Origin of the sequence: Janthinobacterium darwini (genome assembly GCF_051380905.1) — a bacterium.
Taxonomy (GTDB): domain Bacteria; phylum Pseudomonadota; class Gammaproteobacteria; order Burkholderiales; family Burkholderiaceae_D; genus Janthinobacterium.
In genome coordinates this window covers 211,159-237,448 of sequence record NZ_JBNYXX010000004.1, presented here as the reverse complement: position 1 = coordinate 237,448, position 26,290 = coordinate 211,159, and the positions used below count along the sequence as shown (strand labels likewise).

The window sequence follows — 26,290 nt, the reverse complement described above, 5'->3', positions numbered from 1 at the left end:
GAACCTGCCCATGAACATACTCACCATCGATGCCGGCACCACCAATACGCGTACCTTGCTGTGGCGCGCGGGCGCCGTCGTCGCCCAGGCGCAGCTGGAAACGGGCGTGCGCAATACCGCCATCGACGGTCATAACGGTGCGCTGAAACAGGCGCTGCGCGACACCATCGCCAGCGTGCTGGCCAGCGCGGGCATTGCGCCGTCCGAGGTTGACCTGGCGCTGGCCTCGGGCATGATCACCTCACCCATGGGGGTGCAGGAAGTGCCGCATTTGCCGGCGCCCGCCGGCCTGGCCCAGCTGGCGCAAGGCATGCTGGCGGTGGACTTGCCCGACGTGCTGGCGCAGCCCCTGTGGCTGATCCCCGGCGTGCGCAACCAGCATGGCGCCGTCGGCCTGCATAACGTCGAAGCGATGGACATGATGCGCGGCGAAGAGACGGAAGTTATCGCGCTGCTCGAGCGCCTGCAACTGCGGGGCGCGGCGACCCTGATCATGCCCGGTTCGCATACCAAATTGATCAGCGTGGACGAGCAGCGCCGCATCCTCGGCTGCAGCACCACCATCGCTGGCGAGCTGCTGCAGGCAATCACGCAGCACACGCTGATCAAGCAATCGGTCGATGGCGGTTTTGCCCAGACCCTGGTGCCGAAAATGCTGCTGGCCGGCGCGGCTGCGGCGCAAAAAACAGGGCTGGCGCGCGCCTGCTTCAGCGTGCGCACCCTGGGCCAGTTCAGCGCCGTCGAATGCAATGAGCGGGCCAATTTTTTGATGGGCGCCGTCCTCAGCGGCGACTTGCTGGCACTGCGCAACAGTACCGCCATCCAGATGCGGCCCGATACACCGCTCGTCATTACCGGCAAGCCCATGTTGCGCCAGGCGCTCGGGCTGCTGATCGAAGAACACGGATTTTTTTATGGCAAGCGCATCATCGTCGACGACCAGCAGCAGGATTATCTGGCCGGTCACGGTGCGCTGCTGATCGCCGCTGCGCGCGGCTTGATTTCCCCGCAGGAGACAGTATGAGTGACAACAAGAACAAGCGTCCCTTGCGTTCGCAAGCGTGGTTTGGCGGCGACGACAAGGACAGTTTTATTCACCGCAGCTGGATGAAGAACCAGGGCTATCCCAGTGACGCTTTCGATGGCCGTCCCGTCATCGGCATTTGCAATACCTGGTCCGAGCTGACACCTTGCAATGGCCATTTCCGCGACCTGGCCGAGATGGTCAAGCGTGGCGTGCTCGAGGCGGGCGGCTTTCCTGTCGAATTCCCCGTGATGTCGCTGGGCGAGACGAATCTGCGCCCGACGGCCATGCTGTTCCGTAACCTGGCCAGCATGGATGTCGAGGAATCGATACGCGCCAACCCGATCGACGGCGTGGTGCTGCTGACGGGCTGCGACAAGACCACCCCGGCCTTGCTGATGGGCGCGGCCAGCGTGGACTTGCCCACCATCGTGCTGTCGGGCGGCCCCATGTTGAACGGCAATTACCGCGGAAAACCGATCGGCTCGGGCACGGATGTGTGGAAGTTTTCCGAAGACGTGCGCGCCGGGCGCATGACATCAAACGAATTCAAGCAGGCCGAATCGTGCATGTCGCGCTCCGCCGGCCACTGCATGACCATGGGCACGGCGTCCACCATGGCCAGCATGGTCGAGGCGCTGGGCGTGACCTTGCCCGGCAACGCCGCCATCCCCGCCGTCGATGCGCGCCGCAAGCTGCAGGCGCAGCTGACGGGGCGGCGCATCGTCGACATGGTGCATGAAGACCTGAAACTGTCGCAGATCCTCACGCGCGACGCGTTTGAAAACGCCATCATGGTCAACGGCGCCATCGGCGGCTCGACCAATGCCGTGATCCACCTGCTGGCCATTGCCGGGCGCATCGGCGTGGACATGCGACTGGGCGACTGGGACCGCCTGGGCCGCGACATTCCTTGTTTGCTGAACCTGATGCCGTCGGGCCAGTACCTGATGGAAGATTTTTACTATGCGGGCGGCCTGCCGGTGATCATCCGCGACCTGCTGGGCAAATTGCATGGCGAGGCGCTTACCGTCACGGGCGCCAGCATGGCCGTCAACGTGGCCGAGGCGGAAAATTTCAATCCCGAAGTGATCACGCCGCTGGCGCAGCCTTTCAAGGACGAGGGCGGCATCGCCGTCCTGCATGGCAACCTGGCCCCGCGCGGCGCCGTCATCAAGCCGTCCGCCGCCTCGCCGGAACTGATGCAGCACCGTGGCCGTGCCGTCGTCTTCAACAGCATCGAGCATTACAAAAAGCGCGTCGACGATCCTGCGCTCGATATCGATGCCAGCTGCGTGATGGTGCTGCAGAATTGCGGCCCGCAGGGCTATCCGGGCATGGCTGAAGTGGGCAATATGGGACTGCCGAAAAAACTGCTGGAGCAAGGTGTCCGCGACATGGTGCGCATTTCGGATGCGCGCATGAGCGGTACTGCCTACGGTACGGTGGTACTGCACGTGGCGCCGGAAGCGGCCGTGGGCGGCCCGCTGGCACTGGTGCGCGATGGCGACATGATTGAACTGGACGTGGCGGGACGGCGTTTGCACCTGGACGTCGACGAGGCCGAGCTGGCGCGCCGGCGTGCAGAATGGAGCGCACCTCAGCCGGCCATGAAGGGCGGCTACCAGGCTATGTACATCAAGCACGTGACGCAGGCCGACGAAGGCGCGGACCTCGACTTCCTCGTCGGTTGCCGTGGTTCTGCCGTGCCGCGTGAGTCACATTGAAAGAAGGAGCAGATATGGGGACACGGGCCCAATTACTGGTCGATGCGCAGAACTTCCTGGGCGAGGGCGTGCGCTGGTGCGAACGCAGCGGTCGTGTTTTCTGGACGAATATCGAAGGCTGCCAGTTGCATGCGCTGGTGCTGGCCACGGGGGAGCGCCGGAGCTGGGCCATGCCCGAGCGCCTGGCGTGCTTTGCGCTGACGGCCAGCGACGACGTGCTGCTGCTGGGACTAGCCTCCGGACTGGCCTGGTTTGACGCGCGCAGCGGCGCCGTCACGCTCCTGCACACGGTGGAGGCGGACTTGCCCATGACGCGCCTGAACGATGGCCGCTGCGACCGCCAGGGACGCTTTGTCTTTGGCACGCTCGATGAGCGCCCGTGCCGCGATGCCATCGCCAGCTTCTACCGCCTCAACCTGGACCTGAGCCTGGAATGCTTGCCGCTGCCGCAGATCGCCATCTCGAACAGCATCTGCTTCAGCGTCGATGGCACGGCCATGTACTTTTGCGACTCGATGAAGAAGGCGATCTACCGCTGGGATGATTACCTGGGGGGTGATGCCAGCCGGGTGCGCGTGTTTGCCGTGCTCGAGCCGGGGCCCGGCGCCGCCGACGGCGCCACCATCGATGCGGATGACCACCTGTGGAGCGCGCAGTGGGGCGCCGGCACGGTCTTGCGCTTCGCGCCGGACGGCAGCGTCGAGCGCGCGATCACCTTGCCCGTGTCGCAGCCCAGCTGCGTGAGCCTGGGTGGGCCCCACTACGACGAATTGTTCGTCACCACCGCTCAGGAGAGTTTGACGCCAGCGCAGCTGGCGAGCGAACCGCTGGCCGGTGGATTGTTTCATGCGCGCCAGGTGGATGTGCGCGGTTTGCCGGAAGTGCGCTTTGGCGCCCTGCCGGCCTGACAGGAGATAGCATATGCAAAAGCACACGGTTTTTGAGGGCATTATTGAACGGGGCATGGTGGGCATCGTACGCGCACCTTCGGCGCAGGCGGCCGTGCAGATCGCCGAGGCATGCATCGCCGGCGGTATCACGGCGCTGGAAGTGGCCTTCACGACGCCAGATACCCTGGGCGTGTTGCGCACCCTGCGGGAACGCCATGGTCATGACGTGCTGCTGGGTGCGGGCACGGTGCTTGATACTGAGACGGCGCGCGCCGCCATCCTGGCCGGCGCCCAGTTCATCATCTCGCCCGGCGTGAACGTGGAAACCATCGCGCTGTGCCAGCGCTACCAGGTGCTGGCCATGCCGGGGGCGATGACGCCGACGGAAATCGTCACGGCCCTGCAGGCGGGCGCCGACATCGTCAAGGTTTTCCCCGCCGAGATGTTCGGCCCCGCCTACATCAAGGCCCTGCGCGCCCCCTTGCCGCAAGCGCCATTGATGCCGACCGGCGGCGTGACGGTGGAGAACCTGCAGGAATGGTTTGCCAGCGGTGCCGTGGCCGTGGGTATCGGCAGCAGCCTGAGTGGACCGGGCGCCACGGGAGACTATGCGGCAGTGACGGCGCGCGCACAGGCCTTCGTGGCGAAGATGGCGTTGGTGCGCACGGCTAGATCTTCTGGCTAGCTCCCGCAGCGGGATAATTCTGCTACGCTAGGCGGGCAATGTCGCACGCCTAACCACGACCAGAATATGCCCAACATCGCCCGCATCCTGCAAGAGAGCCGCATCATCGCCATCGTCGGCATGTCCGACAAGCCCGAACGCGCCAGCCATGAAGTGGCAGATTACCTGTTGCAGCATGGCTACCGCGTGTTGCCCGTCAATCCGGCACTCGCAGGGCACGACGTGCTGGGGCAGCGCGCTTACGCCACCCTGACGGAGGCCGCGGCGGCTGTCGCGCCGGCGCGCATCGACATCGTCGACTGCTTCCGCAAGTCGGCAGATATTCTGCCCATCGCCGTGGAAGCCGTTGCCGTCAAGGCCGGCTGCCTGTGGCTGCAGCTCGACGTCGTCAATGAAGAGGCGGCGCAGCTGGCGCGGGCGGCGGGCCTGGACGTGGTGATGGACCATTGCACAAAAATCGAGCACCGCAAGCTGGCGGTGGCGGCATGAAGGCGCGCACGCAATTTCGCGCCGGGCAGGGCTTTGAGCTGAACGAGAAATTCGCCGGCAAGCGCCTGCTGGGCGCCGCCACCAAGGCGGCGAACAAGAAGCTGACGCCAGCCCAGTGCAAGGCCCTGGACCGTGAGGAAACCGTGGCGCTGACGGCGCAGATCGCCGAGTGCCAGAGCATGCTGTATGCGCAGCACAAGAAAAAGGTGCTGCTGGTCCTGCAGGGCATGGACACGTCGGGCAAGGATGGTACTGTCAAGGCTATCTTCAGCAATATCAACCCGATGGGCATTCGCGCCGTGGCGTTCAAGGGCCCCACCGATATCGAACTGGCGCACGATTATCTGTGGCGCGTGCACCAGCAGGTGCCCGTCAAGGGCGAGATCGCCATCTTCAATCGCAGCCATTATGAAGATGTACTGATCACGCGCGTGCAGGACATGATAGACAAGGCCGAATGCCAGCGCCGCTACGCGCAGATCCGCGATTTCGAGCGCATGCTGAGCGAAACGGGCACCGTCATCCTGAAAGTCTTCCTGCATATCTCCAAGGACGAGCAACGCGGACGGCTGCAGGAGCGGCTCGACGATCCAGACCGCCAGTGGAAGTTCGATCCCAACGATATCGCCCAGCGCAAGAAGTGGGATGGCTACCAGCGCGCCTATGAAACGGCGATCCGCGAGACGGATGCCGATCACGCGCCGTGGTACGTGGTGCCGTCCAATTCCAAGACCCAGCGCAACCTGGTGGTCGCCTCCCTGCTGCTGGAAACCCTGCAGGGCATGAAGCTGGAATACCCGGCGCCGGACCCGAAACTGTCGTCTTTCAAGGTCGAGTAGAGCTGAGGGCAGTTCAGCGCTGCGCCTGCGGAATCGGCCGCGCTGTGGCATAGTATCCCTCGTCGATAATTCAAACCAGACCGGAGATCCATATGCTGCAGTTGAAAGATCCTACCTTGTTGCGTCACCAGGCTTACCTGAATGGAGCCTGGGCAGATGCCGATGGTGGCCAGACGATTAATGTGAGCAATCCCGCCACCGGCGAGCATATCGGCACGGTGCCCCTGATGGGCGCAGCCGAGACGCGCCGCGCCATCGAGGCGGCCAATGCCGCCTGGCCTGCCTGGCGCAAGAAGACGGCCAAGGAGCGCGCGGCCGTGCTGCGCCGCTGGCATGACCTGATCCTGGAAAACGCCGACGACCTCGCGCTGATCATGACCACCGAGCAGGGTAAGCCGTTGCCGGAGGCGAAGGGCGAAGTGCAGTTCGGCGCCTCCTTCATCGAGTGGTTTGCCGAAGAAGGCAAGCGCGTCGCGGGCGATACCCTGCAATCGCCATGGCCTGACCGCCGCCTGGTCATCACCAAGGAGCCGATCGGTGTGTGCGCCGCCATCACGCCATGGAATTTCCCCGCCGCCATGATCACCCGCAAAGTCGGTCCGGCCCTGGCCGCCGGCTGCCCGATGGTCTTGAAACCGGCTGAAGCAACGCCGTTTTCGGCGCTGGCGCTGGCCGTGCTGGCCGAGCGCGCGGGCGTGCCTGCAGGCGTGTTCAGCATCGTCACGGGTGCGCCGAAAGACATCGGCGGCGAAATGACGTCGAACCCCATCGTGCGCAAGCTGACGTTTACGGGCTCGACTCAGGTGGGCCGCTTGCTGGCAGAGCAATGCGCGCCGACGATCAAGAAGCTGTCGCTGGAACTGGGCGGCAATGCGCCGTTCATCGTCTTTGACGACGCCGACCTGGACGCGGCCGTGGAAGGCGCCATCGCCTCGAAATACCGCAACGCGGGCCAGACTTGCGTCTGCGCCAATCGCCTGTACGTGCAGGACAGCGTGTATGACGCGTTTGCCGAAAAGCTGGTGGCCGCCGTGGCCAAGCTGAAGGTCGGCAATGGCATCGAGGCGGGCGTGACGCAAGGCCCGCTGATCGATGGCAAGGCCGTCGCCAAGGTGGAAGAGCACGTGGCCGATGCATTGGCCAAGGGCGGCCGCCTGCTGGCTGGCGGCAAGCGTCATGCGCTGGGCAACGGCTTTTTCGAGCCGACCATCATCGCCGATGTGACGAACGACATGCGCGTGGCGACGGAAGAAACCTTCGGCCCGCTGGCGCCCCTGTTCCGTTTCAAGACGGACGATGAAGTCATCGCCCTGGCCAACAACACGGAATTCGGCCTGGCCGCCTACTTTTATTCTCGCGACATCGGCCGCATCTGGCGCGTGGCAGAAGGCCTGGAAACGGGTATGGTTGGCGTCAACACGGGCCTGATCTCGAACGAGATCGCGCCCTTCGGCGGCGTCAAGCAATCGGGCCTGGGCCGTGAAGGGTCGACCTACGGTATCGAGGATTATCTCGTTATCAAGTACATCTGCATGGGCGGCATCTAAGGCATCCTAGCGTGAGCCGCGGCGCGCGGCGAGGCGGTCCAGCATGCCCTTGACCGCCTCCATCTGCGTGCCGCTCTTGCGGTAAAAATCCGGGTCGATCGGATTGATGCTGGTGTAGCCCCAGAAATCCCAGCAGCCTTTCGGGTTGTACGGGTAGACGGGGCTCGGTTCGGCTTGCGGATACAGCACGATGATCTTGTTGGCATCCGCCACCTGGTTGTAGCCGGTGCTGGTATAGAAACGGTCGCCGATCGCTTGCGTCGTTTGCAGGCAGCCGTGGAAGACCACATGCACGCGGCAGCTCTCGCTGTCGCAGGCTTTCGGGATGTAGGCGTAGCCTGTATTGTTCATGCTGGAGTACGCGTTCTGGATGAAGCTGCGCTGATTGAAGGCGATCAGCTTGCCCCTCAGGGTGCTCGACGAGGGCTGCAGGTCCGGGTACAGGTGCTGCAGGATGTCGCGCGCCTGCACGTAGTCGCAGTCGTTGATGAAGGGCGACTCCGTCACGGCGCAGGGCTTGTCCTGCTGGCTGTCGGTCAAGATGGCGTGGCCTGCGACTAGCGTGTCGACGAAGCGGATCTGCGCCGCCGGCATGCCCGCCAATGCATAGAATTTTCCCACCTGCTCCACTACCGGCCGCGTCACGGTCTGGTCTTTCGTTCCGCTGAAAAGATAGATGCGCTGGCGTTTCAGGTTGGCCGTGTCGTCGATGAGACGGGCGCGCGCGAAGTCGTTGGCCGCGCGCAGCAATTCGCTGGCGACAGGCGGCGCCACCTGCGCGCTGCCGGGATTCATGCAGGTGCTCAGGGCATTCGTCAGATAGGGAATGTAGGGGAAGCGGCCCGGCTGGCCCGAACAGAAATACGGGCCGCCCGCGATGATGCCGGCACCGGCGACGGTGGCCGAGTAGGCGACGGCAAATTGCGCCGCCATGAAGCCGCCCGAGGACAGGCCCGATACGGTGGTCTGGCTCAGGTCAGCCTGGTAGGCGGGCAGGGCGGGGGCGTCTTTGCTCGCGGTGCCCGTCTTGACTGTCTTGACGGCCGTGGCGGCGGATGCGCCGTCTGGCGCCAGGATGAGCAGGCTGGCGGCCAGCAGGGTGGTGGGTAATGCGGTCAGTTGCGGGAAGGGCATGGCTACTCCACAGGGCAAGGGCAGGAAGGCCGAGCATAGGTAAAAAAACTGTGTGTTGGGCAAGTACTGCACCGTTCTTGATGCCGGTCAAGCAATTGCAGTGGTTGTGGCCATCATACGCGTGCGCGGCGTTTGACATAGAATGGTTTTTTTCCTTTTCGACCATGGTGCCCTTCATGTCCAAGACCCTTGCCCAGCTCTTCGCGCTGACCACCCTTGCCGCCAGTTCCGCCCTGGCCGTGCCAGCCCATGCTGCTGAAACCGCTGCTGCCACGAGTGCTTCAGCGGCCGCTTGTCCTGCCATCCTCAAGCAGACATTCAAGCGCTTGCAGGATGAAGTACCGCAAAATCTGTGCCAGTACGCGGGCAAGGTCGTGCTGGTCGTGAATACGGCCAGTTATTGTGGTTTTACCAATCAATACGAAGGGCTCGAAGCGCTGTACGCGAAGTACGGCAGCAAGGGCCTGGTGGTGCTGGGTTTCCCGTCGAACGATTTTGGCAAGCAGGAACCCGGCAATAGCAAGGAAATCGCCGATTTCTGCTACAACACCTACGGCGTGAAGTTCCCCATGTTCGCCAAATCGGTGGTCTCCGGCCCCACGCCGAATCCGCTATACGTGGATCTGATCAAGCAAACGGGCAAGACGCCGGCCTGGAATTTCCATAAATACCTGATCGACCGCCATGGCAAGGTCGTCGACAGCTTCCCCAGCAAGGTGACGCCGGACGACAAGAAGCTGGTTGGCGCGGTGGAAAAAGCGCTGGCGATGTAAGTTGCCGATACACAAGCAGGCTTGAATGCCTGCTTTTTTTTAATGCCGTGCTTGTCGCCTTCCCATCATTGTCCTAAGCTGGTTGTTCGTGTTTGTCAAAACAACCATCAAGGAGAACATCATGGCGTATGTCGATGGATTTGTGGTGCCCGTACCGAAAGCCAAGCTCGATGCTTACCTGGCTATGTCGCGCGCCTGCGGCGCCGTCTGGCGCGAATATGGCGCGCTTGAATTTCGCGAATGCGTGGGCGACGATGTCAAACCCGGAAAGCTGACCTCGTTCCCGCAGGCGGTGGACTTGCAAGATGGCGAAGTGGTGGTGTTTTCATGGATCGTGTATGAGTCGCGCGCGAAGCGCGATGAAATCAACGACAAGGTCATGAAAGACCCCCGCCTGGCCGAGATGATGGATCCGGCCAAGCTGCCGTTCGATGGCAAGCGGATGATCTATGGTGGTTATGAAATGCGTGTGGATCTTTAAATAATTTCTGCCGGCAACGCCCCGCGCAGCGCATTGCACACGACAATCGCCTCTGCCTGCGCCAGCATGGCGCGCGTAATGATGGTTTCCTGCGCATCCCAGGCGGGATCGGCCAGCATGGCCGCGCGTTGCACGCCAGGCAGCAGGCCGCAGGACAGGGGCGGCGTATGCCAGCGGCCATCGAGCCGGATGAAGACATTGCTGCGTCCGCCCTCGGTCAGCTCACCCCGCTCGTTAAAGAACAGCATGTCGAAGCCGCCTTGCGCCTCGGCCGCGCGCCAGGCTGCATCGTAGTGCGCGCGCACGCTGCTCTTGTGGCGCAGGAACAGGTCGTTTGCCATCGTAGGGTCAGGCGCCAGCATGACATTGACCGTGGCTGGTAAGGGGGCCAGCGTGCCGCTTTGCACCGTAAACTGGCCATCCTGGCGCAGCGCCAGGCGCAGGCGGAAAGGGGCATCGTCGGGGCGTGCCGCGCAGGCCGCCTGCAGTGCGATGCGTGCAGCGTTGTCATCCCAGGCGAAATCGAAGTAGGCGCTGGAGGCGGCCAGGCGTGCCAGATGGCGCTCCTGCTGGCGGCAGCCACCGGCACGGCTGGCATGCAGGGTCTCGAACAGTTCGAAGTCGTTGCTCAGCCCCGTCAGGAAGCGGGCCTTGAGCTGACACTCCGCAAATTCCTCCTGCGGGTCGCTGTCGAGCACGATGCCGGCGCCCACGCCCATCTCGCCGCGCCGGATGCCGTTCGTCCCGGGTGCCTGCAGCGCCAGCGTGCGGATCGGTACGGACATGCAGAAGTCACCCACCGCGTGGGCAGCGCCGGCGGCGGGCGGATCGAACCAGCCGATGGCGCCCGTATAGATGCCGCGTGGCGCCCCCTCCAATTCGGCGATGATTTCCATGGTTCGCCGTTTTGGCGCGCCCGTGATTGAGCCGCATGGATACAAGGCCTGGAAAATATCGGCTAGGCTGGCATCTACGCGCAAGCGCGCCTGCACGGTGGAGGTCATTTGCAGCACGCTGCTGTAGCGCGTGACCTCGAACAGGGCCGGTACCTTGACGGACCCCGTGACGGCGATGCGGCCGATGTCGTTGCGCAGCAGGTCAACGATCATCAGGTTTTCCGCGCGATTCTTTGGATCATTGGCCAGGGCGCTGGCGCGGCGCGCGTTCTCTGCCACTTGATCCGCAGGGGCGGCCGGCGCCGTGCCTTTCATGGGACGCGCCGTCAGCTCGCCTTGCGCATGGCGCACGAACAGCTCCGGCGACAGTGACAGCAGTGCGCCGCCATCGGGCAGCATCACCAGCGCGCCGTAGGGTACGGGCTGGCGCGCACGCAGCCGCGCATACAGTGCCAGGGGCGAGCCGAAGGCGTCGAAGCGCAAACGATACGTATAGTTGACCTGGTAGGTGTCGCCTGCCACGATGTAGTCGTGGATGCGGTGCAGCGCGCGGGTGAATTCGGCTTGATCCACATTCGCGTGTATATCGGCCACGCCGGCCGGCGCGGCGTCCGCGCGGACGCGTTCGTCCAGCCACCGTGCCACCTCGTCCTGCGACAGCTGCGTGCATTGGTCAAAGACGAGTACTTGCGCCAGTGGCGGCGCGCCGGAGATGGCCGCGCGTGGCGGCATGGCCAGCAAATGCGCACCCAGCTCGTAGCTGCACACGCTGACGGCGTATTGGCCGCGTTCTAACGCCCCTTGCAGCCCCTGGAGCAGGGCCGGCCACTGTTCCCCCTCGGTACACCGCAAGACCGCCGCCAGGCCCGTGTACAGGCGCGAACCGGCGCCCGGGGTGCTGGCGTCGTCGAGCAGGGCGAAACAGTCGGTATGCATGGTGACAGCCGCGGCGGTGACTTACCCCAGCAGCATGGCGATTTGCAGCGCCGCTTCCTGGGATGGATTGATCTTGAAGCCGCTCTTGGCGTAGCGGTGCCAGCGTCCGATGACGAAGCTGACGATCAGGGTGGCGCGCGCCGCCACTTCGCTTTCCTTGCCATGGCCTTCGGCGGCGGCCACGCGCAAGGCCTGCTTGAGCGCCAGTTCCACGCGGTCGTAGAACTGGTTCATGCGTACTTGCAGGCGCTCGTCCTCATTGACCAGCGCATCGCCGATTAGCACGCGCGTCATGCCCGGATTGCTGATGGCAAAATTGAGCAGCATGCCGATGATGTCGCGCGTCTGCGTCATGCCGTCGCTGTGCTTGTCCGCGATCTGGTTGATTAGCCCGAAGACGCTCGACTCGATGAATTCGATCAGCCCTTCGAACATTTGCGCCTTGCTGGCGAAATGTCGGTACAGGGCCGCTTCCGACACGGCCAGTCTGGCCGCCAGTGCGGCAGTAGTGATCTTTTCGCCTTTCGGCTGCTCCAGCATTGCGGCGAGGGCCTGAAGAATTTGTAGCCTGCGTTGGCCCGGCGGTGTGCTTGCCATATTTTCTCTTGTCGTTAAAAAAAATGCTGCCTTGATGGGGAGGTCCGTCACCGCCGCTAGCGGTGTGGCTTCCGGCGTCAACCGGAAGCGCAGGAGTCCCCTTCAACGCAGACGGTGAAGGCGGCGTGCCAAATGCCGGACAGATTTTACTTTGACATCGACGTAAGCGGGGCGATTTAACGCCTTGGGCAACTTCGCCACGCCGATCGGATCGGCCATTTTCAGGTATTGCGTTACCCAGGCCGTACGCAGGCCCAGTCTTTTTGCGCCCTTCAGGTTGGCCAGGGTGTCTTCCACCAGGATGCAGCGGCCAGGGCGGATCTGGTGCTTGCGCATCAGTTTGCGCAGCATCAGGGTCGATGGCTTGGGCCGCAGCTGGCGGTGCACATGCATCGCCTCGATGGCGATATGCTGCGCAAAGTGCTGGCGCAGGCCCAGGTGGCGCATCACGTCGCTCGAATAGCGCAGCGGCGCGTTGGTGAGTAAAATTTTACGGCCTGGCAGGCGTTTGAGTAAAGCCCCCAACCCCCGCTCTGCGCGTATCATGGCGCGCAAATCGTCGAAGGTATGCGTCTCGTGGAGGAAGTGCGCGGCCTGCACCTGATGGTGCTTGACCATGCCCAGCAAGGTGGCGCCATAGCGGCGCCAGTAGGCCGCGCGCGCCGCATTGACGATGGCGTCGTCGGCTGGCGTCACGCCGTCGCCCAGTACGCGGGCAATATACGTGTTCATATTGGCCGTGATGGTGGGGAAAATGGCATGCGAGGCATTGTGCAGCGTGTTGTCGAGGTCAAACAGCCACACCGGCGACGAGCGGTTAAGATGGGACACAGGCACAAGAGTCTTTGCTAGCGAGAGTAGATGAAAAATTCAACAATCAGGAAAACCATGCGACGCCAGATTATAGTGATGTTTTGCGGATTATTCTTGCTGCCGTTGCAGGCGGCCTTGGCGGAAGCGCCGCCCGTGGCGCAAAACCGGGGCGCCCTGTTCAAGGTGCAGGATGCCAGCCACACCCTGTATTTGTTCGGTACCATCCATGTGGGCGCGCCCGATTTTTATCCGCTGGAGCCGACCGTAACGCAGGCATTGGAAGGCGCCGGGGCGCTGGCGCTGGAGATCGATCCCGGCGCCGATCCGCGCGCCGCACTGGGCGCCGTGCTGAAATACGGCATGGAGGCACCGGGTAGCAAAGTACCGATTGACTGCCGCCAGACCCTGGCGCCGCGCTTGGCGCCGCTGTTGCAAAAATACGGCATTGCAGCCGAATCGGTGGCGCCGATGAAGCCGTGGATGCTGGCCAGCATGCTGGCCATCGGCGAATTTTCCAGCCTCGGCTACCGCTCCGACCTGGCGGTGGACAATTATCTGTCGCAGCAGGCCAAGGCGCGCAAGATCCCCGTGGTGGAACTCGAATCGATGGAAGGCCAGATGGCGCTGTTTGGCGCCATGTCGCCGGTCGACCAGTGCCGCTTCCTGGAAGACGGCGTGGCGTCGATCGAAGATCAGGAACAAAGCCAGGAAGCGCGCGAGATCGCCAACGCCTGGCGCACGGCCGACGCGGCCGCCTTTGACAAGCTGGCTGCGAAAGCGGCAACAGACCCTTCGTTCGCCGCGCAATTCGTGCAAAAAGTGCTGCTCGATGGCCGCAACCCGGCCCTGGCCGACGGCATCGCCAAGCTGCTGGCGCGCGAAAAGAACAGCCTGGCCGCCATCGGCGTGCTGCATCTGGTCGGAACGAAAAGCGTGCCGGATCTGTTGCGTCAGAAGGGTTTGAAGGTCGAGCGGGTGTATTGAAACGCGCAGTAGATGCGGGCTACAGATAGCAGAGCAGATGGAAAAGTGTTCAGGACAACGCCGCCATGGACAGTTTTTCAGCTGCGGGGAAAGGATACTGGTGCCCTTGACGTGGATCGAACACGTGGCCTCTCCCTTACCAAGGGAGTGCTCTACCACTGAGCTACAAGGGCAAATTAAAAGCGGCGCCAGGTGATCTGCGCCGCCAAACTACTCGCTGTGATGCATTGCGATTTTTTTAGTGCGAACGGATCATAGTACCAAAAGCCTGTTCGGTCAACACTTCCAGCAATAATGAGTGTTCGATGCGGCCATCGATGATGTGCACCGTGTTCACGCCGGACTTGGCGGCGTCGAGCGCGGACGAGATCTTTGGCAGCATGCCGCCCGAGATCGTGCCATCGGCGAACATCTCGTCGATTTCACGCGCCGACAGATCGGTCACCAAGTTGCCCTGCTTGTCCTGGACGCCGGCGATGTTGGTCATCATGATCAGCTTTTCCGCTTTCAGGATTTCCGCGATTTTTCCCGCCACGACGTCGGCGTTGATGTTGTAGGCCTGGCCGTCCTGGCCGAAACCGATCGGCGAGATGATGGGGATGAAGGCGTCGTCCTGCAGCGCTTTGACGACCGCCGGGTTGATCGCGTCGATCTCGCCCACAAAGCCGATGTCGAGGAATTCGCCCGGATGTTCGCGGTCCGGCATCTGCATCTTGCGCGCGCGGATCAAGCCGCCATCCTTGCCCGTCAGGCCGACCGCCTGGCCACCGTAATGGTTGATCAGCATGACGATATCCTGCTGTACTTCGCCGCCCAGCACCCACTCCACCACTTCCATGGTTTCTTCATCGGTGATGCGCATGCCTTGCACGAAGGTGCCTTGCTTGCCGATCTTTTTCAGCGCGTTGTCGATCTGCGGTCCGCCGCCGTGTACCACGACCGGGTTCATGCCGACGAGCTTGAGCAGAATGACGTCGCGCGCGAAGCCGTGCTTCAGGCGTTCGTCCGTCATGGCATTGCCACCGTATTTGATGACGATGGTCTTGCCATGGAAATTGCGAATGTAGGGAAGGGCCTCGGCCAGAATCTGCGCCTTGATTTGCGGCGACACCGCCGTCAAGTCGTCATTCATGTCCAGGTTCAAGTTAGCTAGTTGATTCATGGCGAGTCCGGAAAATAGATTTGTGAGATTTTACAGGGAAGAAGAAAATCTTGGAGGCATTATAGGGCGATCTTGTTGTATTTTCCCTGATGATCCTATAGTCTGGTCCGATATGTTCGCCAGCCAGCCCTTTTACTGCCAGTTACATCTGCGTCGCACCCCGGTGCAGCATGACACACACTTGCCAATTCAAACACAGCCATGAGCCAGTGCACTCTCTGCGGCGCCACCTTCCAGTGTGGCCAGACTGCCCCGCAGACCAGCGAACCATGCTGGTGCACGGCCTTGCCGCCCGCCATGCCCGTGCCCGGTAGTCGCGCCATCGGCTGCTGGTGCCCGGCCTGCCTTCAAGCGCATATTGCCACCCTGACACCGCCTCTAAAAGCGGTCACGTCGACCAATTAAGCGCTTCGGTACAAATTGCTTTGCAATAAACCTTGCTTTCCGTAGGGGAATACGGTCAGACTTCGATTCTAAAGAATTTCTGACAGGAAAGTCATGCGCTTCAGGGATATCCGCATCGGCGTGCGCATCAATGCCGGTTATGCCATCTTGATCATGTTGATGCTGGTCGTCATTGTCCTGGCGGGCAGCCGCATCTATGCCATCCGCGCCGAGACCGACGATATCCTGCAGCGCGACTGGGTCGCCGCCAAGGCCACCAGCAAGATCCATGGGCTGGCGCGCGAGGCGGCCACGCGCATCGGCAACCTGCCGAACCAGCACGAGCTGGCACGGTGCCAGGAGAATCAGGCGCGCCTGGAAGCGATCAAGCAAGGCATCGATGAGCAGGTGCGCATCCTCGATGGTCTCGATGCGCGGCCCGAGGAACGGCGCCTGCTGGAGCAAATGCATCTTGCACGCGCCGACTACTATGTTTCGCTCAAGGCGATGTTTGAACTGATCGAGCGCGGCGAGGATGCCCGCGCCGAGCAGGCCATGCAGACGCAGACCTTGCCGGTGCTGGAAAAGGTGTTGCTGTATGTGGGGCAGCTCGATGAGTTGCATCAGCAATTGATACGCGACAGCGCGGCCAGGATACGCAACGATATCGATACATCGCTGATCCTGATGGGCGGCATCGGGCTGGCAGCCCTGTTGATCGGCCTGGCCTTTGCCTGGTCGGCGCGCTCGATCACGCGTCCGCTGGGCGAGGCGGTGGCAATCGCTACGCGCGTGGCCAACGGCGACTTCAGTTCCGTCATCGAAGTGACGTCGCGCGATGAGACGGGCGAATTGCTGCAGGCGCTGAAAAACATGAGTACCAGCCTGGCCGTCGAGCAGGACCTGCGCCATGCCGTCGAAGTGGCCGAGGATGCGACCAAGATGAAGTCGGACTTCCTGGCCAATATGTCGCACGAGATCCGCACGCCGATGAACGGTATCATCGGCATGACCCACCTGGCGCTGCAGACGGAGCTCACATCGACCCAGCGCAATTACCTGGAAAAGGTGGAGTCGGCTTCGAAGAACCTGCTGGCCATCATCGACGACATCCTCGATTTCTCGAAGATCGAGGCGGGCAAGATGGCCTTTGAAAAAGTCGATTTTTTCCTCGAGGACGTGCTGGCGCAGATCGCTGACCTTTCCGTGATGCGGGCCCAGGACAAGGGACTCGAACTGCTGTTCGACATCGGCCACGATGTGCCGAACGCATTGCAGGGCGATCCGCTGCGCCTGGGCCAGGTACTCATCAATCTGACCAACAATGCCATCAAATTTACAGACAAGGGCGAGATCGTCGTCAGCATCCGCCTGCAGCAGCTGGAAGAACATGCGGCGGTGCTGCGTGTCGATGTGCGCGACACGGGCATCGGCCTGACGCCGCCCCAGCGCAGCAAGTTGTTCCAGGCATTTACCCAGGCCGACACGTCCACAACGCGCCACCATGGCGGCACGGGCCTGGGACTGACGATCAGCAAGCGCCTTGTGGAAATGATGGAAGGCGAGATCGACCTGGTCAGCGAAGCGGGTGTGGGCAGCACCTTTTTCTTCACCGCCCGCTTCGGCCTGGCCGCCGTGCCGCGCGATAGCTTGCCAGTACCACAGCAGTTTGATGGCCTGCGCGTGCTGGTGGTCGACGACAACCCCAGTGCGCGCGAAATCTTCGTCAGCATGCTGACGGCGCTGGGCTTCGAGGCGCGTGCCGTGTTTGGCGGCGTGCTGGCCATCGGCGCCGTGGCGCAGGCACGCGCTGAGGGGCGCCCCTACGGGCTAGTGCTGATGGACTGGAAAATGCCGGGCATGAACGGCCTCGATACCCTGGCCGGCATCCGTGCCGATGCCGCCGGCACCGATGCTACGCCGGCCTGCATCATGGTCACGGCCTTCCATCGCGAAGCGCTGCTGGAGGCGGCGCGCCAGCGGGAGTTGCCGCTCGATGGCGTATTGAACAAGCCGGTCAGCGCCTCGACCCTGCTCGACCAGATATCGTTCGTGTTTGGCGGCGTGACAGGGCAGAGTCGCAAAACGCAGCGCCAGAGCAGCTACCGCGACGACGAACGCGCCCTGCGCGGTGCCTGGCTGCTGCTGGTGGAGGATAATGAGGTGAACCAGGAAGTGGCTCAGCATATTCTCAACGACGCGGGCATCCGTGTCGACATCGCCAGCAATGGTGCCATCGCGCTGGCGAAGATCGAGGAAAACGCCTATGACGGCGTATTGATGGATTGCCAGATGCCAGTGATGGATGGCTACCAGGCGACGCGAAAACTGCGCCAGGATCCCCGCTATTCGAATTTGCCCGTGATCGCCATGACGGCCAATGCCATGGTGGGCGACAAGGAAAAATGCCTGGACGCCGGCATGAACGATTTTATCGCCAAGCCGATCGACGTGGCGCAGCTGTTCGGTACCCTGGCGCGCTGGATCGCGCCGGCCACGCCGCAGGAAATGACGGCGGTGGTGGCACAGCCGGAAGCGGAGCTGCCCGTGATCGCCGGCTTGAAAATGGCTGAAGCCATGCGGCGCGTGGGAGGCAATGCCACTTTGATGCGAAAATTGCTGGATCGTTTTGTGGAAACCCAGTTCGATGCCATGCAGCGCATCGTCGCCGCCATCGAGAACAACCAGCTCGAGACGGCGATCCGCGAAGCGCATACCCTGAAGGGCCTGGCCGGCAATATCGGCGCCGGCGGCCTGGCCGACAGCGCCGCGCGGGTCGAGCACCTGCTCAGCCTGGGTTCGCACGACGGCTTGCCGCAGGCCCTGGCTGCCTGCACCCTGGTGCTCGACGAACTGGTGCCGAAGATCGTGCTGGCCATGCAGTCGCGCGGCAATGCGGCCGAGGCGGGCAGCGCGGCGGGGGCGCAAGTGGCCCCGGTCGACCGGGCGCACCTGGAAGCGGGTTTGCGCGAACTGTCGCAACTGCTGCTGCAGGACGATGCGCAGGCCGTCAAACACCTCGACGGCATCGGTCCCGTACTGGTTGCGGCGGGGCAGGCGGAACATGCGCGCCAATTGAAGCGCATGCTGGGACAATACGATTTCGAAGGTGCGCTGGCGCAGCTGGGCGAGGTGGCCGAAGCGCTGGAGCTGACACTGTGACAAGGACAGATATGCAGAACGAAGGACGGGCATGAGAGCGCCGGCAAGCAAGCCAACCATCCTGGTGGTCGACGACACGCCAGACAATATCGACCTGCTGCGCGCGGTGCTGGAAGACGATTATCGCACCAAGATCGCCGTCAATGGCGAGCGCGCCCTGAAGATCGCCGCCGGCGGCGACCAGCCCGACCTGATCCTGCTCGACATCATGATGCCGGGCATGAGCGGCTACGATGTGTGCCGCGCGCTGAAAGCCAATCCCGCCACGGCCGGCATACCCGTGATTTTCGTGACCGCCATGAGCGAAGTGGCCGACGAGCAGCTGGGCCTGGCCCTGGGCGCCGTCGACTACATCACCAAGCCGATTTCGGCGCCCATCGTGCTGGCGCGCATCAGGACGCAGCTGGCGATGAAGCAGATGCAGGATTTTTTGCGCGACCAGAACCAGTACCTGGAAACGGAAGTGGAGCGCCGCGTGCAGGAGGTCAAGGCGTTGCAGGACGTCACCATCCACGCCATGGCCTCGCTGGCCGAGACGCGCGACAGCGAGACGGGCAACCATATCCGCCGCACCTCGCACTACCTGAAGGCACTGGCCGAGAAAGTGCGCGGCTTGCCGCGTTTCCGCGATTTTTTGACGGACAAGAATATCGAACTGCTGTTCAAGACGGCGCCGCTGCACGATATCGGCAAGGTGGGCATCCCCGATCATATCCTGCTCAAGCCGGGGCGTTTCGAGCCGCACGAAATGGCCATCATGAAGACGCACACCACGCTGGGACGCGACGCCATCCTGGCGGCCGAACACGAGCTGGGCATCGAAGTCGATTTCCTCAAGTATGCAAAGGAGATCGCCTACAGCCACCACGAGAAATGGGATGGCAGCGGCTACCCGCAGGGGCTGGCTGGCGAAGCCATCCCGATTTCGGCGCGCCTGATGGCGCTGGCCGACGTGTATGACGCCCTGATCAGCCGTCGCATCTACAAGCAGGGCATGGAGCATGCGCAGGCCGTGCAGATCATCGTCGATGGGCGCGGCTCGCACTTTGACGCCGAGATCGTCGACGCCTTCCTGGAAATCCAGGAGCAGTTCATCGCCATCTCCGACCGCTATGCCGACGGCGTGTGCGAGATCGCCGACAAGCAGCGGCAGATCGCGCCCTTCGCCGAAAACATCAGCTGACGGTTTTGAAAAAGCGCAGCATCTCTCGGCTGGCGTCCGGGCCTTTGCCGTCGGTATAACTTCCGCTGCCGCTGCCGCCGGACCAGGCATGGCCGGCGCCGTGGATGACCCAGTGTTCACCCAGCGGTGAGCCGTCCGCCTGGCTGTGCGTGGTGCGCGTGTAGCGGTGGCCATTCGGCACGCTGCCATCGATGGAGTCGGCCCTGGCGGCCTTGCCGCCCGCCTGGCTGCGCACGCCCTGGGCGATCAGTTCATCGCCGTTGCGCGGGTTGACGGTGGTGTCGCGGTCGCCATGGAAGACGATGATGGGCACGCCCCCCGCCGGCGCCTTGCGCTGGGCATTGGGCATGGCGCCGCCCTTCATGGCTGCCAGCGCCGACGGCAAGTCCTGCGCCGAGGCGAAGGGCAGGCCCGAATGCACGCCGACGGCGGCGAACAAGTCCGGGTACAGGGTGCCGACGATGACGGCCATGGCGCCCCCCGCCGACAAGCCGGCGACGAACACTTCGCGTTCATTCACCGGGTAGTCGTCGATGACTTGCTGGGCGATGCCGGCGATCAGCGATGGTTCGCCCTGGTCGCGCTGCTGGTCGATGGCATTGAACCAGTTCCAGCAGCGTGAACTGTTGGCGCCCTGCGTTTGCGCCGGGTAGACGACAAAACATTCCTTTTCTTCGGCCAGCGCGTTCATCTGTGTACCGGCGGCGAAATCGTCGGGATTTTGCGTACAGCCGTGCAGCATGACGATCAGCGGCATGGCCTGGCCGTGGTAGCTGCTGGGGATGTACAGTTTGTACGAACGCGTGCCCGCATGGTTGCGGTACACACCGTCGATGAACTGCGCGCCAGCGGGTATTTCCACCGGCGCGGTGCCCGGCGCGTTGAAACCGGGCGTGTGGAAATTCGGCAGTTCGAAGCTGGGCATGTCGAAGCCGTGCTGGCCCAGGCCGGCGGGCACGCCCAGGCGCGCCATGAAATCCTGCGCGAAGTCCTGCGCCGCCTGCGCGGGCGTGGGTGGCGCGGCAGGCGTCTCTGGCCCGGCGGCAGCTTGCGGCTGCTCGGCCCTGGCCTGCGCTGGTGTCGGCGGGGGATTGATATCACGCATGGGAGGCGCTTGCGTGGACGCTGCCGTCGGCGCCAGACCGGCGGCAGACAGCGCCTGCTGGATGGCTTCGGTGGCGGCGGCGGGACCTTGGCCCATCAGATTGCGGGTTGCGGCGCGCATGTGCGCCAACATGTTGAGAGGTAGTTTCATGACCATCCTTAACGGTGCCGCGCATCGGCCGGGTCATCGCCGCAAACCAATACGCTAGTGAATTCGCCCTGCGAGCGCCGTCTTGACGACGGTGCTGGCATGCAGGGCACCTAATACGAAGATCGACTCGATGGTGGCCAGTGCCAATTCCACGGAGACGTCGCTGGCGATGCTGGCCAGTCCCAGCACCTGTATCTGCAGGCGCTGGCCGGCTGCCTGGATCGCTTCCAGGTCGGCGCGCGAATAATGCTGCATGCCCAATACCAGGCTTTTACGGGCGACGGTTTGTCTCACCACGTCGGCGTGGATACCCAGCTGGTTGCGTATGGCCGTACGGATCAGATCCGTGCGGTTGGAATAAAATCCCTCCTGGACCAGCAGATCGATCTGCCCCAGGTCGATTAGACCGAGATTGATCGTGATTTTCTCGGATTCCCCAATTTTGGGCTTGCTGTCTTGCTTGGCCATAAGTCTCCAAAAACTCCATGTGGCATCCATTTGCCATCTGTATGGATGGTAGTATAGTTGTGAAATAGCTCAAGTCAAGCAGGATCTGGCCTGGTCGGGGTGTAGGACAAGGCCCGCTCAGAGTGAAAACGAGGCTTAAAATAAATGTGCGACGGTGATTTTTTAACTATGTTTTATGGTGAAAAATATGGTGATAAAGCCATTGCATGGAGATGCAGCGACTCGCCGGCATGGTTTCGCGGCATAATGCAAGCCTGTACATACACCGATGCCGCTCCATGATGGTCGATACCCTGCCAGCCGTTCCGCTCCCCCTGCCGTCACCGGTACCGTCGCCCTGTGTCAGCCTGTGCAAGATGAATCGCAACAGCGGCTTGTGCGAAGGCTGCATGCGTACGCTCGACGAGATCATCGCCTGGAGCAAGGCGGACGACGACTTCAAGCGCGCCGTATGGGCCGAATTGCCGGGACGCGAATCTTTGCTCGATTTCGAGCCCGACTACTGAGGAAGCCCATGCCGCGATCGCCAGCGCTGTTCCCCGATTCCATTCAGGTGTTCGAACGCGGCTGGCTGTCGTCAAACAACATCCTGTTCAAGGGCCGGGATGACACGGCCCTGATCGACAGCGGCTATGTCACGCATGCGCCGCAAACACTGGCCTTGCTGCGCCATAGCTTGCAAGGGCGACCGCTGGACCGCCTGTTCAACACCCATCTGCACTCCGACCATTGTGGCGGCAACGCGCTGCTGCAAGCCGCATACGGCTGCCAGACGGCGATTCCCGTCTCGGAAGCGGACAAGGTACGCAGCTGGGATGTCGATGCCCTCAGTTTCCAGGCCACGGGCCAGCAATGTCCGCGCTTCGGCTTTGACGCTACCGTTTCGCCCGGCGACATCTTGACCCTGGCCGACCTGCGCTGGCAGGCACTGGGCGCGCCCGGCCATGATCCGCATTCATTGATCTTTTATTGTGCCGACGAGGGCATCCTCATTTCCGCCGACGCTCTGTGGGAAAACGGCTTCGGCGTGATCTTCCCTGAACTCGACGGCCGCTCCGGCTTCAGCGAGGCGCGCGCCACCCTGGATCTGATCGCTAGCCTGGACGTGCGCGTCGTCATTCCCGGCCACGGACGACCGTTCCAGGACGCCGCCGGCGCCCTGCAGCGCGCCTATTCGCGCCTCGACTACCTGTCCTCCGATCCCGTGCGCAATGCGCAGAATGCCGTCAAGGTGCTGCTGAAATTTTTGCTGCTGGAGCGTCAGCGCATCGCCATCGCCGCAATACCAGCGCTGTTGCGCGACATGCCCATCTTCGTAGAGGCCAACCGGCGCTTCCTGCGCCAGGAGGCGGTCGCGCTGGCCGAGTGGGCCGTCGCGCAGCTATGTAGAGCCGCAGCGGCGCGTGTTGAGGGTGAGTACTTGCTTAACGAGGGCTGAAACGGATAGGCGATAAATTCAGCACGACCGTACTTTTTCTGCACTATAATCAACGTTCAGTGTGTTTCTCATCCCGATCAACTTTCCAGCGAGTCCGCCATGGCATTGCCTGTTGCGTTGCAAAACCTCTCCTTACCCGTTATCGCTTCGCCGATGTTCATCGCCAGCGGCCCGGCCCTCGTCGCGGCGCAGTGCAAGGCCGGCATCGTCGGTTCCTTTCCTGCGCTGAACGCGCGTCCCGCCGAATTGCTCGACACCTGGCTCACGGATTTGCAAGCCGAACTGGCCGCCTTCCAGGCCGCCAATCCGGATAAAAAAGTGGGACCGATCGCCGTCAACCAGATCGTGCACCAGTCGAACGACCGCTTGGCGCATGACGTGGAAGTGTGCGTGAAACACCGGATACCCATCATCATTTCCTCGCTGCGCGCGCCGCCCAAGGAAATGCTCGACGCCATCCACAGCTATGGCGGCATCGTGCTGCACGATGTGATCTCGATCCGCCATGCGAAAAAGGCGCTGGAGGCGGGTGTCGACGGCTTGATACTGGTGGCCAGCGGCGCTGGCGGCCATGCTGGCACCCTGTCGCCGTTCGCGCTGGTGGGCGAAGTGCGCAAATTCTTTGACGGTCCGCTGGCGCTGTCGGGCTCCATTGCCACGGGCGACGCCGTGCTGGCCGCACAAGCCATGGGTGCTGATTTTGCCTACATCGGCTCGCGCTGGCTGGCGACCAAGGAATCGAACGTGAGCGACGGTTACCGCGACGCCATCGTTGAATCCGCCGCATCGGATATCGTCTACACGAACCTGTTTACGGGCGTGCATGGGAATTATCTGAAAAAATCGATTGTCGCGGCCGGACTCGATCCGGAAGCCTTGCCCGAAGCGGACAAGAGTTCGATGAATTTTGGCTCCGGCAGCGCCAAGGCCTGGCGCGACATCTGGGGCGCGGGCCAAGGCGTGGGCTTGATGGATGACGTGCCTAGCGTAGAAGAGATGGTGGCGCGCCTGAAGGCCGAATACGATGCGGCGCGCGCGCGGCTGAAGCTGTAACGCTGGTGGTAGTTGTGGGATTACGGCCTTTGGCCTAATCCGACCTACGCCACCAGGCACTGGTCGGTCGGATTAGCTCAGCGTCATCCGATAACCACCGTTACATCACTCCTGCTTCAAATCCTCGGGCTTGATGGCCCACAGGCCTGGCAGGTTGCGCCAGTAGCCGTATGCATCCATGCCGAAGCCGACGACGAAGCGGTTCGGGATCACGAGGCCGACGATGTCCGCCTGCACGGGCTTTTTCTTGCCGATGGCTTTGTCTGCAAACACGGCCAGGATGACTTCCGAGGCGCCCATGTCCAGCAAACGCTGCTTGACGTGCGCCAGGGTTTCGCCTTCGTCGAGAATATCGTCGAGCACGATGACGGTGCGGCCCGCCACGTTCGAACGGGGGATGACTTTCCACACCACTTCGCCACCCTTGTCGTCGTCGCCGTAGCGGCTCACATGGATGTAGTCGAATTCGAGCGGGAAGCTCAGTTGCGGCAGCAGGTTGCCCGTGAAGACGACGGCGCCGCCCATCACGCCCAGCACCAGAGGGAATTCCTTGGAATCCTCCGCGTTGAAGCGCGTGTTGAGTACATCGGCCATGCGCGTGATCGACGCCTGCACGGTATCTTGGTCGAACAGCAATTCCGCGTTCTTGATCAGGTCACGGGCACGGTTGTGATGAAATTCTTGCATGGACTCTTGCATGGCGATGAATGGGGCTGATGGTCAATGCCGGTATTATCCCGCAAATTGGCCTTATTTGTAATCGCGCATGTCGTCAATGACCTTGCCATCCTGCGCCAGGCTGCCCACGGCCACCAGCACCACATCGCCGCGCAGCTTGGTCAGTTCGCGTATCGATCCGATGATGGCTTCCACGCCGCTGGCGTCAAGCGGATCGTCGACTTCGCAATGCAAAGCCATCTCGTCGTTGGCCATGCGGCCTGACACTACCAGCCGCGCTTTTCTGATTTGCGGATGGCGGCGCGCGATTTCATGTACCTGCGACGGATGTACGAACATGGCGCGCACCTTGGTGGTCTGGTCGGCGCGTCCCATCCAGCCTTTGATGCGCGTATTCGTGCGCCCGCACGGCGAATCCGGCGCGTCCATCAGCACGGCCGACAGATCGCCCGTGGCGAAGCGGATCAGCGGATAGTCGGCATTGAAGACGGTGACGACGACTTCACCCACTTCACCCGGCCCGACGGGAAAGCCGCTGCCCGGATGGACGATTTCAAGCAGCACGTTTTCGTCAACGACCATGCCCGGATTGAGCTTGCCATTGCTGGCCGTTTCATAGGCGATGCTGCCGATATCGGCCGAGGCATAGGTCTGGAACACGTGCGGCACGCCGTTCTCGGCAAACCAGCTGCGCAAGGATTCGGGCAAGGCTTCCGCTCCCATCAGGGCCTTGGTGACACTGCTGATGTCGGCGCCCATCTCGCGCGCCTTTTCGATGATCAGTTTCAGGAATGACGGCGTGCCGATGTAGGTGTCCGGCTTCAAGTCGACCATCGCCTGCACCTGCATTTCCGTCTGGCCGATGCCGGCCGGGATGACGGTACAGCCGATGCGTGCGGCGCCCCCTTCGACCATAAAGGCGGCCGGTGTGAAATGATACGAAAAACAGTTCTGCAGCAGGCCGCCGGCGCGCACGCCGGCCGCATACATGGGCCGCGCGAAGCGCCACCAGTCCGGGCCTGGGCCTTCCGGATCAAAGATGGGACCGGGCGAGACAAACACGCGTGCCAGGGCGTTCTTCGGCGTCGTATTCAAGCCGCCGAACGGCAAGGCATCTTGCTGCAACTGCTTGAGGTCGGACTTGCGCGTGACGGGCAGTTGCGCCAATGCGGTACGGCTGGTGATGTCGGCCGCGTTGACGCCATCGAGGATGCGGGCCCAGCCCGGCGCCTTTTGCGCGCGCGCGATCAGCTGCGGCAGGCCGGCCATCAATTCGCGTTCGCGCGCTTCGGGGGCGCGTGCTTCCAGACTGTCGAGCGTATCGGTCATGTTGCTGATTCTCCAATGTCACGTTGCATTTTTTTTGTCAGCCCCGTAAAAATCAGGCTGTATGAGCGCTGCAGCAGGGCCGCCATTTCCCCGTCGTCGAGTGCGTCGGGGCTGGCGATATGCACCCACTTGGCCCGCGCCAGGTACGGCGCCGGGCGGATGCCGGGGCGGTCCGTCAATTCCAGGAAGCGTTCCGCATCGACCTTGAAGCTCATGCCGCGCGTGCTGTGTGCTTCTGCGCCGCACAGCGCGAACAGTCGGCCACCGACGGAAAACGCCAGCACGTTCTTCCATTTGATGTCTTCTGTCGCGCCGGGAAAGGCGCGGCAAACCTGCTTCGCTCGTTCCAGGTCCATGACGGCC

At 62.6% G+C, this 26,290-nt stretch carries 26 protein-coding genes and 1 tRNA gene; 16 read left to right on the top strand and 11 right to left on the bottom strand.

Features of this window, described 5'->3' with window-relative positions:
• Positions 1–10 precede the first annotated feature (10 nt).
• The 7 genes from ACQ4WZ_RS22355 (at position 11) to gabD (ending at position 7,201) form a co-directional block, all read left to right on the top strand.
• The gene (locus ACQ4WZ_RS22355) at positions 11–1,024 is read left to right on the top strand and encodes a 2-dehydro-3-deoxygalactonokinase (protein ID WP_133988961.1); all 1,014 of its coding nucleotides are present in this window, start codon (positions 11–13) and stop codon (positions 1,022–1,024) included.
• Complete coding sequence (gene araD / locus ACQ4WZ_RS22350; protein WP_101483382.1) at positions 1,021–2,751, top strand: L-arabinonate dehydratase; 1,731 nt, start codon at positions 1,021–1,023, stop codon at positions 2,749–2,751. The genes ACQ4WZ_RS22355 and araD overlap by 4 nt, the downstream gene beginning before the upstream one ends.
• Before the next feature lie 14 nt (positions 2,752–2,765).
• Positions 2,766–3,659, top strand: coding sequence for an SMP-30/gluconolactonase/LRE family protein (locus tag ACQ4WZ_RS22345; protein WP_436574550.1), 894 nt, complete (start codon positions 2,766–2,768; stop codon positions 3,657–3,659).
• Between the two features lie 13 nt (positions 3,660–3,672).
• Positions 3,673–4,326, top strand: coding sequence for a bifunctional 2-keto-4-hydroxyglutarate aldolase/2-keto-3-deoxy-6-phosphogluconate aldolase (locus ACQ4WZ_RS22340; RefSeq protein WP_101483384.1), 654 nt, complete (start codon positions 3,673–3,675; stop codon positions 4,324–4,326).
• A 66-nt stretch (positions 4,327–4,392) separates the two neighbouring features.
• Positions 4,393–4,815, top strand: coding sequence for a CoA-binding protein (locus tag ACQ4WZ_RS22335; RefSeq protein WP_133988959.1), 423 nt, complete (start codon positions 4,393–4,395; stop codon positions 4,813–4,815).
• A complete protein-coding gene (locus tag ACQ4WZ_RS22330) occupies positions 4,812–5,654 on the top strand; it encodes a PPK2 family polyphosphate kinase (RefSeq protein WP_133988958.1) in 843 nt (280 codons plus the stop codon). Before ACQ4WZ_RS22335 ends, ACQ4WZ_RS22330 begins: the two co-directional genes overlap by 4 nt.
• A 92-nt stretch (positions 5,655–5,746) precedes the next feature.
• Positions 5,747–7,201 carry an NADP-dependent succinate-semialdehyde dehydrogenase gene (gene gabD, locus ACQ4WZ_RS22325; RefSeq protein ID WP_133988957.1) on the top strand — a complete coding sequence of 485 codons (1,455 nt, stop codon included), beginning with the start codon at positions 5,747–5,749 and terminating at the stop codon, positions 7,199–7,201.
• 6 nt (positions 7,202–7,207) lie between these two features.
• Here gabD and ACQ4WZ_RS22320 read toward each other — a convergent pair whose 3' ends face one another.
• Positions 7,208–8,335, bottom strand: coding sequence for an extracellular catalytic domain type 2 short-chain-length polyhydroxyalkanoate depolymerase (locus ACQ4WZ_RS22320; protein WP_436574549.1), 1,128 nt, complete (start codon positions 8,333–8,335; stop codon positions 7,208–7,210).
• Between the two features lie 176 nt (positions 8,336–8,511).
• Between ACQ4WZ_RS22320 and ACQ4WZ_RS22315 the strand changes: the two genes are divergently transcribed.
• Both ACQ4WZ_RS22315 and ACQ4WZ_RS22310 read left to right on the top strand, forming a co-directional pair.
• Positions 8,512–9,108, top strand: coding sequence for a glutathione peroxidase (locus tag ACQ4WZ_RS22315; RefSeq protein WP_133988956.1), 597 nt, complete (start codon positions 8,512–8,514; stop codon positions 9,106–9,108).
• A gap of 121 nt (positions 9,109–9,229) precedes the next feature.
• Complete coding sequence (locus ACQ4WZ_RS22310) at positions 9,230–9,589, top strand: DUF1428 domain-containing protein (protein ID WP_076565604.1); 360 nt, start codon at positions 9,230–9,232, stop codon at positions 9,587–9,589.
• On the opposite strand, the gene pabB is transcribed toward ACQ4WZ_RS22310, so the two are convergent.
• The 3 genes from pabB to ACQ4WZ_RS22295 all read right to left on the bottom strand — a co-directional run bounded on the left by pabB (position 9,586) and on the right by ACQ4WZ_RS22295 (position 12,855).
• Positions 9,586–11,421 carry an aminodeoxychorismate synthase component I gene (gene pabB / locus ACQ4WZ_RS22305; protein WP_101483389.1) on the bottom strand — a complete coding sequence of 612 codons (1,836 nt, stop codon included), beginning with the start codon at positions 11,419–11,421 and terminating at the stop codon, positions 9,586–9,588. The genes ACQ4WZ_RS22310 and pabB overlap by 4 nt on opposite strands.
• A gap of 21 nt (positions 11,422–11,442) precedes the next feature.
• Positions 11,443–12,018 carry a nucleoid occlusion factor SlmA gene (gene slmA, locus ACQ4WZ_RS22300; protein ID WP_092798863.1) on the bottom strand — a complete coding sequence of 192 codons (576 nt, stop codon included), beginning with the start codon at positions 12,016–12,018 and terminating at the stop codon, positions 11,443–11,445.
• 102 nt (positions 12,019–12,120) lie between these two features.
• Entirely contained in the window at positions 12,121–12,855 is a 735-nt protein-coding gene (locus ACQ4WZ_RS22295) for a pyrimidine 5'-nucleotidase (RefSeq protein ID WP_133988954.1), read from the bottom strand.
• A 90-nt stretch (positions 12,856–12,945) separates the two neighbouring features.
• Here ACQ4WZ_RS22295 and ACQ4WZ_RS22290 point away from each other — a divergent pair, with 90 nt between their 5' ends.
• Positions 12,946–13,815, top strand: a complete 870-nt coding sequence (locus ACQ4WZ_RS22290) for a TraB/GumN family protein (protein WP_243857893.1) — start codon at positions 12,946–12,948, stop codon at positions 13,813–13,815.
• A 98-nt stretch (positions 13,816–13,913) separates the two neighbouring features.
• On the opposite strand, the gene ACQ4WZ_RS22285 is transcribed toward ACQ4WZ_RS22290, so the two are convergent.
• Positions 13,914–13,988: transfer RNA gene (locus ACQ4WZ_RS22285), tRNA-Thr, on the bottom strand.
• Positions 13,989–14,053: 65 nt separating this feature from the next.
• On the bottom strand, positions 14,054–14,947 hold the full coding sequence (argB, locus tag ACQ4WZ_RS22280; protein WP_010393729.1) for an acetylglutamate kinase: 894 nt from the start codon (positions 14,945–14,947) through the stop codon (positions 14,054–14,056).
• A gap of 231 nt (positions 14,948–15,178) precedes the next feature.
• Between argB and ACQ4WZ_RS22275 the strand changes: the two genes are divergently transcribed.
• The 3 genes from ACQ4WZ_RS22275 to ACQ4WZ_RS22265 all read left to right on the top strand — a co-directional run bounded on the left by ACQ4WZ_RS22275 (position 15,179) and on the right by ACQ4WZ_RS22265 (position 19,706).
• Complete coding sequence (locus ACQ4WZ_RS22275) at positions 15,179–15,382, top strand: cysteine-rich CWC family protein (RefSeq protein WP_101483392.1); 204 nt, start codon at positions 15,179–15,181, stop codon at positions 15,380–15,382.
• A gap of 93 nt (positions 15,383–15,475) precedes the next feature.
• Positions 15,476–18,523, top strand: a complete 3,048-nt coding sequence (locus tag ACQ4WZ_RS22270; RefSeq protein WP_436574548.1) for a response regulator — start codon at positions 15,476–15,478, stop codon at positions 18,521–18,523.
• 31 nt (positions 18,524–18,554) lie between these two features.
• Positions 18,555–19,706, top strand: a complete 1,152-nt coding sequence (locus ACQ4WZ_RS22265; protein ID WP_436574547.1) for a response regulator — start codon at positions 18,555–18,557, stop codon at positions 19,704–19,706.
• On the opposite strand, the gene ACQ4WZ_RS22260 is transcribed toward ACQ4WZ_RS22265, so the two are convergent.
• A complete protein-coding gene (locus ACQ4WZ_RS22260) occupies positions 19,699–20,961 on the bottom strand; it encodes an extracellular catalytic domain type 1 short-chain-length polyhydroxyalkanoate depolymerase (RefSeq protein ID WP_243857892.1) in 1,263 nt (420 codons plus the stop codon). The genes ACQ4WZ_RS22265 and ACQ4WZ_RS22260 overlap by 8 nt on opposite strands.
• A 54-nt stretch (positions 20,962–21,015) precedes the next feature.
• A complete protein-coding gene (locus ACQ4WZ_RS22255; RefSeq protein ID WP_101483396.1) occupies positions 21,016–21,429 on the bottom strand; it encodes a CopG family transcriptional regulator in 414 nt (137 codons plus the stop codon).
• A gap of 278 nt (positions 21,430–21,707) precedes the next feature.
• Between ACQ4WZ_RS22255 and ACQ4WZ_RS22250 the strand changes: the two genes are divergently transcribed.
• The 3 genes from ACQ4WZ_RS22250 (at position 21,708) to ACQ4WZ_RS22240 (ending at position 23,920) form a co-directional block, all read left to right on the top strand.
• Complete coding sequence (locus tag ACQ4WZ_RS22250) at positions 21,708–21,935, top strand: DUF1289 domain-containing protein (protein WP_133988951.1); 228 nt, start codon at positions 21,708–21,710, stop codon at positions 21,933–21,935.
• 8 nt (positions 21,936–21,943) lie between these two features.
• A complete protein-coding gene (locus tag ACQ4WZ_RS22245; RefSeq protein ID WP_133988950.1) occupies positions 21,944–22,867 on the top strand; it encodes an MBL fold metallo-hydrolase in 924 nt (307 codons plus the stop codon).
• 99 nt (positions 22,868–22,966) lie between these two features.
• Positions 22,967–23,920: an NAD(P)H-dependent flavin oxidoreductase gene (locus tag ACQ4WZ_RS22240; protein WP_101483398.1), complete on the top strand. Its 954-nt coding sequence runs from the start codon at positions 22,967–22,969 to the stop codon at positions 23,918–23,920.
• A gap of 105 nt (positions 23,921–24,025) precedes the next feature.
• Here ACQ4WZ_RS22240 and ACQ4WZ_RS22235 read toward each other — a convergent pair whose 3' ends face one another.
• From ACQ4WZ_RS22235 to ACQ4WZ_RS22225, 3 genes are all read right to left on the bottom strand, one after another.
• Entirely contained in the window at positions 24,026–24,607 is a 582-nt protein-coding gene (locus tag ACQ4WZ_RS22235; RefSeq protein ID WP_035823544.1) for a hypoxanthine-guanine phosphoribosyltransferase, read from the bottom strand.
• Between the two features lie 63 nt (positions 24,608–24,670).
• The gene (locus ACQ4WZ_RS22230) at positions 24,671–25,927 is read right to left on the bottom strand and encodes a phenylacetate--CoA ligase family protein (RefSeq protein ID WP_436574546.1); all 1,257 of its coding nucleotides are present in this window, start codon (positions 25,925–25,927) and stop codon (positions 24,671–24,673) included.
• Positions 25,924–26,283, bottom strand: a complete 360-nt coding sequence (locus ACQ4WZ_RS22225) for an MmcQ/YjbR family DNA-binding protein (RefSeq protein WP_133988948.1) — start codon at positions 26,281–26,283, stop codon at positions 25,924–25,926. Before ACQ4WZ_RS22225 ends, ACQ4WZ_RS22230 begins: the two co-directional genes overlap by 4 nt.
• Between the last annotated feature and the right edge of the window lie 7 nt (positions 26,284–26,290).

Bases quoted from the DNA above. Each gene is read 5' to 3' on its own strand.
- ACQ4WZ_RS22355 (WP_133988961.1), top strand. From the start codon at position 11: ATGAACATACTCACCATCGATGCCGGCACCACCAATACGCGTACCTTG.
- araD (WP_101483382.1), top strand. From the start codon at position 1,021: ATGAGTGACAACAAGAACAAGCGTCCCTTGCGTTCGCAAGCGTGGTTT.
- ACQ4WZ_RS22345 (WP_436574550.1), top strand. From the start codon at position 2,766: ATGGGGACACGGGCCCAATTACTGGTCGATGCGCAGAACTTCCTGGGC.
- ACQ4WZ_RS22340 (WP_101483384.1), top strand. From the start codon at position 3,673: ATGCAAAAGCACACGGTTTTTGAGGGCATTATTGAACGGGGCATGGTG.
- ACQ4WZ_RS22335 (WP_133988959.1), top strand. From the start codon at position 4,393: ATGCCCAACATCGCCCGCATCCTGCAAGAGAGCCGCATCATCGCCATC.
- ACQ4WZ_RS22330 (WP_133988958.1), top strand. From the start codon at position 4,812: ATGAAGGCGCGCACGCAATTTCGCGCCGGGCAGGGCTTTGAGCTGAAC.
- gabD (WP_133988957.1), top strand. From the start codon at position 5,747: ATGCTGCAGTTGAAAGATCCTACCTTGTTGCGTCACCAGGCTTACCTG.
- ACQ4WZ_RS22320 (WP_436574549.1), bottom strand. From the start codon at position 8,335: ATGCCCTTCCCGCAACTGACCGCATTACCCACCACCCTGCTGGCCGCC.
- ACQ4WZ_RS22315 (WP_133988956.1), top strand. From the start codon at position 8,512: ATGTCCAAGACCCTTGCCCAGCTCTTCGCGCTGACCACCCTTGCCGCC.
- ACQ4WZ_RS22310 (WP_076565604.1), top strand. From the start codon at position 9,230: ATGGCGTATGTCGATGGATTTGTGGTGCCCGTACCGAAAGCCAAGCTC.
- pabB (WP_101483389.1), bottom strand. From the start codon at position 11,421: ATGCATACCGACTGTTTCGCCCTGCTCGACGACGCCAGCACCCCGGGC.
- slmA (WP_092798863.1), bottom strand. From the start codon at position 12,018: ATGGCAAGCACACCGCCGGGCCAACGCAGGCTACAAATTCTTCAGGCC.
- argB (WP_010393729.1), bottom strand. From the start codon at position 14,947: ATGAATGACGACTTGACGGCGGTGTCGCCGCAAATCAAGGCGCAGATT.
- ACQ4WZ_RS22275 (WP_101483392.1), top strand. From the start codon at position 15,179: ATGAGCCAGTGCACTCTCTGCGGCGCCACCTTCCAGTGTGGCCAGACT.
- ACQ4WZ_RS22270 (WP_436574548.1), top strand. From the start codon at position 15,476: ATGCGCTTCAGGGATATCCGCATCGGCGTGCGCATCAATGCCGGTTAT.
- ACQ4WZ_RS22265 (WP_436574547.1), top strand. From the start codon at position 18,555: ATGAGAGCGCCGGCAAGCAAGCCAACCATCCTGGTGGTCGACGACACG.
- ACQ4WZ_RS22260 (WP_243857892.1), bottom strand. From the start codon at position 20,961: ATGAAACTACCTCTCAACATGTTGGCGCACATGCGCGCCGCAACCCGC.
- ACQ4WZ_RS22255 (WP_101483396.1), bottom strand. From the start codon at position 21,429: ATGGCCAAGCAAGACAGCAAGCCCAAAATTGGGGAATCCGAGAAAATC.
- ACQ4WZ_RS22250 (WP_133988951.1), top strand. From the start codon at position 21,708: ATGATGGTCGATACCCTGCCAGCCGTTCCGCTCCCCCTGCCGTCACCG.
- ACQ4WZ_RS22245 (WP_133988950.1), top strand. From the start codon at position 21,944: ATGCCGCGATCGCCAGCGCTGTTCCCCGATTCCATTCAGGTGTTCGAA.
- ACQ4WZ_RS22240 (WP_101483398.1), top strand. From the start codon at position 22,967: ATGGCATTGCCTGTTGCGTTGCAAAACCTCTCCTTACCCGTTATCGCT.
- ACQ4WZ_RS22235 (WP_035823544.1), bottom strand. From the start codon at position 24,607: ATGCAAGAATTTCATCACAACCGTGCCCGTGACCTGATCAAGAACGCG.
- ACQ4WZ_RS22230 (WP_436574546.1), bottom strand. From the start codon at position 25,927: ATGACCGATACGCTCGACAGTCTGGAAGCACGCGCCCCCGAAGCGCGC.
- ACQ4WZ_RS22225 (WP_133988948.1), bottom strand. From the start codon at position 26,283: ATGGACCTGGAACGAGCGAAGCAGGTTTGCCGCGCCTTTCCCGGCGCG.